The sequence below is a fragment of the Acetobacter sicerae genome, from assembly GCF_011516765.1.
Classification (GTDB): Bacteria; Pseudomonadota; Alphaproteobacteria; order Acetobacterales; family Acetobacteraceae; genus Acetobacter; species Acetobacter sicerae.
Window position 1 is genome coordinate 1 of sequence record NZ_JAAABN010000041.1, and the last position, 9,939, is coordinate 9,939.

The 9,939-nt window shown below is 52.2% G+C and carries 8 protein-coding genes; 5 read left to right on the forward strand and 3 right to left on the reverse strand.

What is annotated here, in order from left to right:
• Positions 1 to 147: 147 nt before the first annotated feature.
• Entirely contained in the window at positions 148 to 1,035 is an 888-nt protein-coding gene (locus GVI59_RS17990; RefSeq protein WP_173575428.1) for a LysR substrate-binding domain-containing protein, read from the reverse strand.
• A 237-nt stretch (positions 1,036 to 1,272) separates the two neighbouring features.
• Here GVI59_RS17990 and GVI59_RS17995 point away from each other — a divergent pair, with 237 nt between their 5' ends.
• The 5 genes from GVI59_RS17995 (at position 1,273) to GVI59_RS18015 (ending at position 8,591) form a co-directional block, all read left to right on the forward strand.
• Positions 1,273 to 1,974 (forward strand): isochorismatase family protein, encoded by a 702-nt coding sequence (locus GVI59_RS17995; protein ID WP_173575429.1) that lies wholly within the window; start codon positions 1,273 to 1,275, stop codon positions 1,972 to 1,974.
• A gap of 81 nt (positions 1,975 to 2,055) precedes the next feature.
• Complete coding sequence (locus tag GVI59_RS18000; protein WP_173575430.1) at positions 2,056 to 4,134, forward strand: hydantoinase/oxoprolinase family protein; 2,079 nt, start codon at positions 2,056 to 2,058, stop codon at positions 4,132 to 4,134.
• Between the two features lie 14 nt (positions 4,135 to 4,148).
• Positions 4,149 to 5,927 carry a hydantoinase B/oxoprolinase family protein gene (locus GVI59_RS18005; RefSeq protein WP_242013209.1) on the forward strand — a complete coding sequence of 593 codons (1,779 nt, stop codon included), beginning with the start codon at positions 4,149 to 4,151 and terminating at the stop codon, positions 5,925 to 5,927.
• A 32-nt stretch (positions 5,928 to 5,959) separates the two neighbouring features.
• Positions 5,960 to 7,327 (forward strand): purine-cytosine permease family protein, encoded by a 1,368-nt coding sequence (locus GVI59_RS18010; RefSeq protein ID WP_173575432.1) that lies wholly within the window; start codon positions 5,960 to 5,962, stop codon positions 7,325 to 7,327.
• Positions 7,320 to 8,591, forward strand: coding sequence for a cytosine deaminase (locus tag GVI59_RS18015; protein WP_173575433.1), 1,272 nt, complete (start codon positions 7,320 to 7,322; stop codon positions 8,589 to 8,591). The genes GVI59_RS18010 and GVI59_RS18015 overlap by 8 nt, the downstream gene beginning before the upstream one ends.
• A gap of 124 nt (positions 8,592 to 8,715) precedes the next feature.
• Here GVI59_RS18015 and GVI59_RS18020 read toward each other — a convergent pair whose 3' ends face one another.
• Complete coding sequence (locus tag GVI59_RS18020) at positions 8,716 to 9,018, reverse strand: transposase (protein WP_173575434.1); 303 nt, start codon at positions 9,016 to 9,018, stop codon at positions 8,716 to 8,718.
• A 117-nt stretch (positions 9,019 to 9,135) separates the two neighbouring features.
• Complete coding sequence (locus GVI59_RS18025) at positions 9,136 to 9,795, reverse strand: NAD-dependent epimerase/dehydratase family protein (protein ID WP_338422128.1); 660 nt, start codon at positions 9,793 to 9,795, stop codon at positions 9,136 to 9,138.
• Positions 9,796 to 9,939: the final 144 nt, after the last annotated feature.

Sequence of the window (9,939 nt, forward strand, 5' to 3'; positions counted from 1 at the left end):
GGCTCGCGGCACACCCGTCAGGTCCACTATCAGTTTTTGGTCACACCAGACACCAGTCATGGTGTAGGCTTCTTGCAACTGCACTCCCCTAATGACGGTCATGAGAGCTTACGCCCCTGTCCGAAAAACGGGGTCCACCTCTGCCGGCTATGTCGCGTCAATAAGTGCAAGAAACTTACGCACATAAGTGGAGCGAGAAGTCTTGCTCCATGCAATCTGCAACTCAATGCCTGACGATAAGTCCGCTATTGGCACAGCCACGAGTGATGAGGGAAGGGCACGCTTCATGCATTTTGGTAAAATGGTTACGCCACATCCCGCAGCGATCATACCATATAAAGCAGTTATATTTGATATTTTCCATATGATGTTGAGTGATACATTGTGTTCCCGCAGAATACCTTCAATCTTCCACCGATAAAAGCTCCACTCATCATCATCTCCCATAATGAATTTCAATGTGCTTATTCTAGAGGCTGGTACAAAGGGTTCACTAGCCAGTGAGGACTCTCCGGGCACAATGAGAAACAGATCTTCCTGACGCAACGTCTTGAAGTCGATATCCTGATTCTGAGTTGGTCCTATGGTGTAGCCAATATCAATTTCGTTACGGGAGAGTTGAATCTGCTGAAGCTGACTAGGAACATAAAGGAGAGAAATCAAAACATTGGGAAATAATTCCCGAAAGGTTTTTACGGAGTTTGGAAGTAGATCGACCCCTGCGAAATTCATATAACCAATTAAAAGATGACCATAGAGTCCCTCAGAAACTGAGCGGGTTCGCTCGATGGAGGACATATAGCGGTCTATAACGCCGCAGTTAGCTTCGAGAAAATATAAGCCTGCGTCGGTAAGCTGAACGTTATGCGTGGAGCGCAAAAGTAGCTGCACTCCTACCTGAGTTTCTAGCTTTTGGATGCGCCGTGTGAGCGCTGACTGATCGATATGTAGACGTGCAGCAGCTCTTCTGAAACTCAACTCTTCTGCAACTACGATAAATGTATCGAGTAAGCCGATGCTTTCAGCTCGTGCCACGATTTCCGCCTTCCTTGAGTAGAGTAGAACAGTAGGAATGTAGATTATCTATGATATCGCTAGGCTAAAACGGCTATTAACGTCACTGCAACTCGTGATGCATGATATGCAACAAAGAGTGTCCATTTACCAATTCCCCCGACTTTTTTCTCCGTGCATGTTGTTCTGGTCTCGCAATGACATCGCTTTGATGGTGAGGCAACCGCGACGGATATCTCACGACTAAGGATGGATCTGATGACCCTTGATGCAAAAGAACTGGATCGTCTGCTTGAACAGGCTTTTGACGAAGGCACGCGCCTTTATCAGGAACGCGGCTTTCAGCGTCGGATAGGGTTCGGGTCGCGGCCTGCACTGGTCAGCGTTGATCTGGCCAATGCCTGGACGCGCCCGGGTAATCCTTTCACCTGCGATCAGGAAAAGATGGATGGGGAAATAATCCCCGGCATGCAGAAACTTCTTAGTGCGTTTCGTGCCCGCAATTTGCCGGTCGTGCATGTCACCACCGCATATGAGATTACGGATCGCAATGCCTCTTTTACCGATATGGGCCTTTGGCATGACAAGATCCCGGTGGATGTCGTCAATCTGAAAGATCGGGATCTGTGGGCAATCGACAGTCGCATTGCGCCAGTAGAGGGTGAATACACTCTTCTGAAAAAACGGGCTTCAGCTTTTCATGGAACAGAACTTGCGGGAATTCTGCGGGCGGCTGGTGTCGATACGATCCTTGTCACGGGTGTGACGGCCTGTGCGTGTGTCCGTACGACGATTTGTGACGGGCTGGCGGACGGGTTCCGTACTATTGCCGTCAAGGAATGTATTGGTGATCGGGTACCGGGCGCTGTCGCCTGGAATCTTTTCGATATCGATGCAAAATTTGCAGACGTTCATACAGTTGATGAATGCGTAGAGAAAATTGCGGCTCTCGCTGGCTGAGCAGGCCTGTCAGAACAGCGTAAGCATACATCGGTCCTGTTGCCGGTTGAGGCTGTGACGTAAGACGAAGGAAGAGACAGAATGGCTCGGATTGGGGTCGATGTAGGCGGCACGAACACGGATCTGGTGCTCGAATGTCATCAGGGCGTGTTCTACCATAAGCTGCCAACTACACTTGAAGACCAGTCGATTGGCGTGATCGAGGGAATTCTGACTTTGTGCGAGCAGGCCGGCATCAGGGTGGAGGAGGTGGATACACTCCTCCATGGCACGACGACAGCAACCAACATCACGATTGAACATAACGGCGCCGAATGCGGGATGCTGACAACAGACGGATTCCGCGACATCCTTCACATTGGCCGTCACAAGCGACCACATAACTTTTCGCTACATTTTGATGTGCCGTGGCAGTCGCGGCCTCTCGTGCGGCGACGTAACCGTATTCCTATAATGGAAAGAATTTCGCCTCCTACAGGAGAAATTGAAACCCCTCTAGATGAGGCTGCCGTGCGGCAAGCCTGCGCTCTGTTCCGCAAGCGTGGGATCAGGGCTGTAGTGATTGGGTTCCTTTTTTCCTTTCTCAATGACGCGCATGAAGTGCGTGCCCGCGAGATCGTGCTCGAGGAAATGCCAGGCATATTCGTATCAATTTCGTCAGAAATTTCGAATACAATGAGAGAATATGAGCGTTTTTCGACGGCTGCGATGAACAGCTATGTCGGCCCCCCCACGTCGTTTTATCTTCGACGTCTTCAGAAAGGGCTCGAAGCAGCCAATATCAAGGCCCGACTCCGCATCATGCAGTCGAATGGCGGTGTGGCATCGGTTGAGGCCTGCTGCGAGCGGCCGGTGAACATTCTCATGTCAGGTCCGGCTGGCGGGGTGATGGGCGGCCTCTGGGAGGGCGCTGCTGCTGATATTTCCAATATCATCACTGTCGACATCGGCGGCACGTCGGCTGATATTGCCGCCATCGTCAATGGTGAAGTGAAGGTCAAGAACCCTCGAGACACGGAGGTCGGCGGGTATCCTGTCATGGCCCCGATGATCGATCTTGTGACGATCGGTGCTGGCGGCGGTTCTATCGCAAGAGTCGATGAATTCGGCGCTTTTCATGTTGGCCCCAATTCAGCAGGGTCGATGCCTGGTCCCGCCTGTTACGGACGGGGAGGGGTAGAACCTACAGTTACGGATGCTCATATCGTTCTTGGTCGACTGGATCCGGACAAGGCGCTGAATGGTCGTCTCGCGCTTCGCCGTGATCTTGCGGAAAAAGCAATTCTTGAAAAAATTGCGCAACCACTAGGTATTTCTGCTCAGGAAGCAGCACTGGGCATCATTCGCGTCATTGATAACAATATGGCGCTGGCAATCCGCTCCACGACCGTTGCTCGCGGTCTTGATCCACGCGAATTCGCCGTCATGCCATTCGGTGGTGCAGGCCCATTGCACGGTGTTGCGTTGGCGGAAGCTGTTGGCGCACCGGAAGTGATCGTGCCTGTAGCGCCCGGAATTACAGCGGCTGTCGGATTGCTCAGGACCGGTGTGCAGTATGAGCATGTCGAGCCGGTATTGGTTATGCTTCCTGCCCAGTCTGCTGATGCTGTCGAGCGTCTTGACGGTGCTGCAAAGCGTTTGAAGAGCAATCTGCTGAGTGATCTTTCTTCCTTGGGTGAGGAAAACGCGACTTACGATATCACCTTCTTTGCGGAATGTCGTTATGCGGGGCAGGGGTTTGAGTTACGTGTTCCGTTGGAAAATGACTTAATCTCATCGAATAGTGCAGGTAATCTTCTGAAAGATTTTCATGCGATTCATCATCAGGACTACGGCTATTCCTATCCTGATGCGCCTGTTGAGGTTGTGTCACTCCGGGCTACGGGGAAAATTCCACCACAGCAGGAGGAAGCAAGAGAATTGCCACTTCCTGATGAGCAGGGAATTGCACGGGCTTTTCTCTACTCCAAACAGACTGTTTTCGATAACGGCCAAAGTTTGGAAACACCGCGTTATGACCGGACACGGTTATGTCGTGGCGAACAGGTGCGCGGACCCGCCTTGTTGATTCAGCAGGATGCGACAACGCTTGTTCCTCCTGAATATGCCGCAGAGATGCTATCACGTGGCGGAACGCGCCTGAAACGATGTGCGATATGAGCGGAGATCAGATCATGGAAAAAGCCCCTAAAAATGGTTTTCTGGATCCCATTTTTCTGCAGGTGATTCGTGGCGCATTTGAGACAATAGCCAATGAAATGGCGCATGTTCTTCATCGCATGTCTTTTTCTTCGATCATTAGGGAAAGTGAAGATCTTGGCGCGGGCCTTTTTGATTCACAATTCAATACCCTCTGTGAATCGGAATCGACACCAATGCATATTGGTTCCATTCCGGCTTATTTGAGAGGTATTCAGGATACTCTGGAGGATGGCGAATGGTATGATGGGGATATCGTTGTACACAATCATCCTTATCACGGCTCTTCACATAGCCCCGATCTGGCGATTGTTATGCCGATTTTCCATGAGGGACGACTGATCGGATTTGCCGCCAACACAGCGCATCACGTCGATATTGGTGCAGCGACACCAGGGCTGATCATTGATGTTCCGGATGTCTTTGCTGAAGGAATGCTGTTCGCTGGAAACAAGCTGTATCGTAAAGGGCAGCCGAACAAGGCCTTGTGGAACTTTATTCGTAATAACTCTCGCGCGGCCCAGCATCTTGTAGCTGATATCGAAGCACAGATTGCCTCGGTTCGTCTTGGAAAGACCCGTTTTCTTGAGCTTGTTGAGAAATATTCGGAAAAGACCGTGCTGGCTGCTTCTGCACAACTCATGGATTATGCAGAGCGCATGATGCGGCAAAAGATTGCCGCTATTCCTGATGGTGAGTATGCCGCAAAGGGATATCTTGATGATGACGGCCGCAATCGTGGTCAGCAACTTCCGGTCGTGGTGAATGTTCGTGTCACTGGGGACAGTCTTGAAGTGGATCTTACCGGATCGGCTCCTCAAACACCGACAGCCTACAATGTCCCCTTCGAGGGTTCGACGAAAGTGGCGGTCTATGCTGCTTTTCGAAAACTGCTGCTGGATAGTGCGTGTCAGGATGTGCCTGTTCCATCCAATGAAGGTTCGTTCCGGCCTATTACAGTCACTGCTCCGCTTGGTTCCATCTACAATCCGGTCTTTCCGGCCTCGGCGGAAGCCCGATTTACCCAGTGTAACAGGCTGATCGATCTGATCCTGCGAGCCCTTGCGCCTGTCATGCCGGAACAAGTTATTGCGGGATCATCAGCATCGATTTCGTTTGCAGCCTATTCCGGACTGAAAGATGATGGAAATTACTGGGTCTTTCTTGAGGTAAATGAAGGAGCGTATGGCGGTCGTCCTAAATCGGATGGTCCGGACTCAATCGATAATCTCATGGCCAATACGAGAAACAATCCGATCGAGGATCTCGCCATGCACCTTCCCATGCGTTGCGAGCGCTATGAGCTGCGTGACGATGTTTTTCCGGGTGCGGGAGAGTTTCGTGGTGGAATTGGTGTGGTTAAGTCGCAAAGAATGCTGTCAGATGGATTCATCACCCATGAATCGGAACGTCATACAGATGCTCCTTGGGGGTTGTTTGCGGGGCATGATGGTGCTGTCGGCCGATGCACAATCACGTCATCACAGGATAAAAAAATACGTCATATGTCATCAAAGTTTTCAGGCGAGATAGTCAAGTCCGATGACATGATGACCTATTTCAGTCCCAATGGGGGCGGCTACGGGAGTCCTCTGAAACGCAGCCCGGCCAAGGTGCTGGACGACGTGCTTGACGGCTTCTGCTCTGTGGACGTGGCTCATGATGTTTATGGGGTCGTGCTGGATCTCGAACGTGAGGTGGTGGACGAATCTGCCACGCGCGCCCGACGCCAATTCATGATGTCTTGTACTTAATAAATAAAAACATAATCAAGGAATGTTCGAGGATGCGCGTAGAACAAGGGGGTGCGGCGGCCGTTCTGGAGCGGGTGCCGTCTCATCTTCAGACCACCACGCCTGACAAGATTTTCTGGAGCCATTTTTCACCCAATCTGGCTCCTGCCGCCTGGGTGATTGGAACACTTGTCGTGTTTCTCGGTCTTTCTGGCTGGGCCGGTTTCTGGGTGTTGGTGATTGGCAACCTGTTAGGTTCATTGCCTGTCGCCTTATGCGCGGTCATGGGCCCACGTACAGGCCTGCCGCAGATGGAGGCTTCACGCTTTGCGCTGGGCACAACCGGCAAGCGTCTGCCCTCGCTGATCAACTGGATCAACTGCGTGGGGTGGGACGCGGTCAACAATGTGCCATCGGCTCTGGCTTTCATGCTGTTGTTGAAAATGGCCGGACTGAACACACCATTCTGGCTTGCATTGGGTGTTCTGGCGAGTGCGCAGCTTCTGGCCAGCCTTGGTGGACATGATCTGGTTCAGGTGATCGAAAAATATCTCGGATGGGTCTTGCTAGCGGCATTTGCCATCGTGGGCTGCATGGCTGTCGCGCATGCGGGTGTGACACCTTCTTCAGCCTCGGTCGCGACACTCAGTTTTGCCTCCGTGACCATTGCATTGGGCGCTGTTAGCAGTTTCAACATGGGGTGGGCAGCCTATGCCTCCGATTATACACGCTACGTGCCGGAGACCACATCGTCGAGAACTGTTTTCCTGCTGACTTTTCTTGGAACATTTCTATCCTCTTTCATCATGGAACTGTTCGGTCTTCTGACCGGTGCCGCCATAAAAGATCCGTCACCGGGGGCGGTGATTGATGCGCTCAATCAATGGTCCGGCCCTTTCGCACCCGTGGCTCTCGCTGCTGTTGCGTTCTCATCGATTGCCATTAATGCGGCGAATGACAACACGGCGTCTTATGCCCTGATTTCAGCGGGGGTGCGCGTCAATCGTATGCTCAGCGTGGCCGTCACTGCGGGAACGGCCTACACTCTTGCCGTGATGGGGGAAGGATCTTTCGTTTCCCTATATGAAAATTATCTTTTACTAGCGCTCTATTGGATTGCTCCCTGGTGCGGTATTGTCATGGCGGACTGGTATTGCCGTCCGGCCCATGCGCGATCAATGCGGATGCTCACCAGAAAGGGGTGGACATCGTCGGCTTCACTCTTTGTGCTGGTCACCGTTCTGACAATCGCACTTTTCTCATCCACCCCGATTTATGTTGGCCCGGTTGCGCAACTTCTGGATGGAGCTGATCTTGGCTATCTGGTGGGCTTTGTCCTGGGTGGTCTCGGTCAGATCCTGATTTTGCGCCAGCGTCACGGAGTAGACGCGCTTCCCGAAAAGGAACAATTCCATGCTTGATCTGATTATTCGCAACGCCACTCTGCCAGATGGACGTAATGTTGACATCGGGGTGCGTGATGGTCTGATTGCAGTGATGGAACCTCAGCTGAAAGGGCATGCGGGACAGGAAATCGACGCAAAATCCTATCTGGTGTCACCTCCTTTCGTGGATAGCCATTTTCATCTTGATTACACACTGACGTCGAAACTGGCGCCTCCCAATCAAAGTGGCACGCTGTTCGAAGGCATCCGTAACTGGCGCTCGATCAAATCGTCCCTGACAGAGCAGGGGATTTACGATCGCGCACGTCGGCTTTGTGAGAAATCCCTGACAAAAGGCACGTTCGCTATCCGGAGCCATGTCGATATTGGCGACCCCGAGTTTAAGGGAGTGCGTGCGCTCCTGCGTCTGCGTGAAGATATGAAGCCGTGGATGACGATCCAGCTTGTAGCGTTTCCGCAGGATGGTTTTTTCCGCAAACCTGATGCAGAAAAACTGCTCAGGCAGGCGCTGGATATGGGGCTCGATGTCGTCGGTGGAATCCCCCATTACGAACGCTCTCGCAGTGAAGGCGACAGAAGTATTCATGAACTATTCCGCCTTGCTGCGGATAACGATCTTCTCGTCGACATGCATTGCGATGAAAATGATGACCCTGAATCCCGTCATATCGAAACCATGGCCGCGTGTAGCGTCGAGTTTTCATTACAGGGGCGCGTGGCGGGCTCACATCTGACGTCCATGCATTCGATGGACAATGCCTATGCCGACAAGCTGATTTCGCTGATGGCGGAATCAGGAGTGGCGGCGATCGCCAATCCTCTGGTGAATATGACGTTGCAGGGGCGCTTCGATACCTATCCCCGTCGTCGAGGCATGACCCGTATTCCTGAACTGCTGGCTGCGGGTATTCCAGTGGGGCTTGGCCATGATTGCGTGATGGATCCGTGGTACGGTCTTGGCAGTCACGACATGCTCGAAGTGGCTTCCATGGCGGTGCATGGGGCGCACATGACAGGCACGGAGCAGATTAAGGAGTGTTTTGCGGGAATTACCTCGCACCCTGCACAGATCATGCATCTGGAAGATTATGGTCTGGAGGTGGGTAAACCTGCTGACCTGGTCATTCTTCAGGCATGTTCCGTTATGGATGCGATCCGTCTTCGCCCGGAGAGACTATATGTACTGCGGAAAGGGCGGGTAATTTCGATGACTCAGCCTTCTGTTTCGACATTGCGTCTGGATACCGAGAAGAAAATTGACGCGGCGCTCGACTGGTAACCAGGGTTTTTCGACTACAGGCTGTTAAGACTTTGCCGCCAATAAATTTATCGTCGACCCTGAGGGGCAACTATTGCTGATGCCCCTGAAGATAGCAGTCTCTGTAGATGTTTAGGGCGTGTCGTTAGTTAGCTCCGATGACAGCGGAGACGATTTGCACTGCTGCGATGAAGGTTGAGTTCAGCTTGTCATAGCGTGTTACAATGCCACTGAACTGCCTGAGTCTGGCGAAGAACCGCTCGATGATGCTTCGTTTCTTATAAATTGAAAAACGGGGTTTTCGGGGACAGTTACGGTTTTTCCTTGAGGGGATAGCCGGTGAGATCCCCCGCTCTTCAAGCTTTTCGATGAGGGGATCGACTTCATCGAGCAATGGCTTTGTTTCAGTGATGTCGGCCCTTTGTCCGGGCGTCAGGGAAAGGGTCACAGCCTTCCTCGCGTCATCGACAATGGTACGGATTTTCGTGGTCACATACAGGAAGAAAAGCCTATCCTGTGAGCGGACATCGCGTATCTGCCTCAGGGAGATACGCAATATCTGGATTTATTCGCCGAGCCACGGAAGTCGTTGTGGACTGAGGCCTAGCATCTGAAGGGCTTTCGGGTTGCAGGCGCCCGTCAGGCTATTTTGATAATAGACGCTTTCCTCACCCATCAGGCGAGCCGCCTCCTGCTCATCAAAATCGGGAGGAACATCAGATCCGATCCACCTTGCATACGCTGGGAGCCATTCGGACATCTTTGTCGGTTGGCTATCGACAACGTTATAGAGTCCGGCGGGTGCTGTAAGGGCCGCCACTGTCGCCTGCGCAGCATCGTCGACGTGGATGAAGGAAAAGATGCTGCGTCCTGTACCAATCAGGGGCACCTCGCCTTGTGACAGAAGGCGACTGAATGCTCCATCAGTCCAGTACCACGTACCGGGACCGTAGAAGAACCCATAGCGCAACCCGATACTTTCCATCTCCTGTGCACTTGAAATCCGCTTTTCCAGGGCCGTGTACATGCGCGCACTTTCACCAATCGTCCCTGGAGCATTGATCCTTAGAGGCGAAGATTCCGTTGCAAGCCCGTCTTCACCATCCAGATAGAATCCTGATAATTGCTGGATATAACGTTGCACTTTGAACGTCCCGGCTGCTTCGAAAAGATTGCCACCGCCTTCCAGGCGCAGTCGGCAATCGGCAGGCAGGCACTTGGGCAGATCGAAAGGACTGGCAGGAAGAGAAGTAAGCTGATCGACGCGGAAATCTCACAGAAGGGTTGTACATCGGGTTAGATTATGAAAAAGTCTGTTTTGTAGAAAAGAAATTTTCGTAAGCTATAAGAAAACCCGATGCAGACAGAG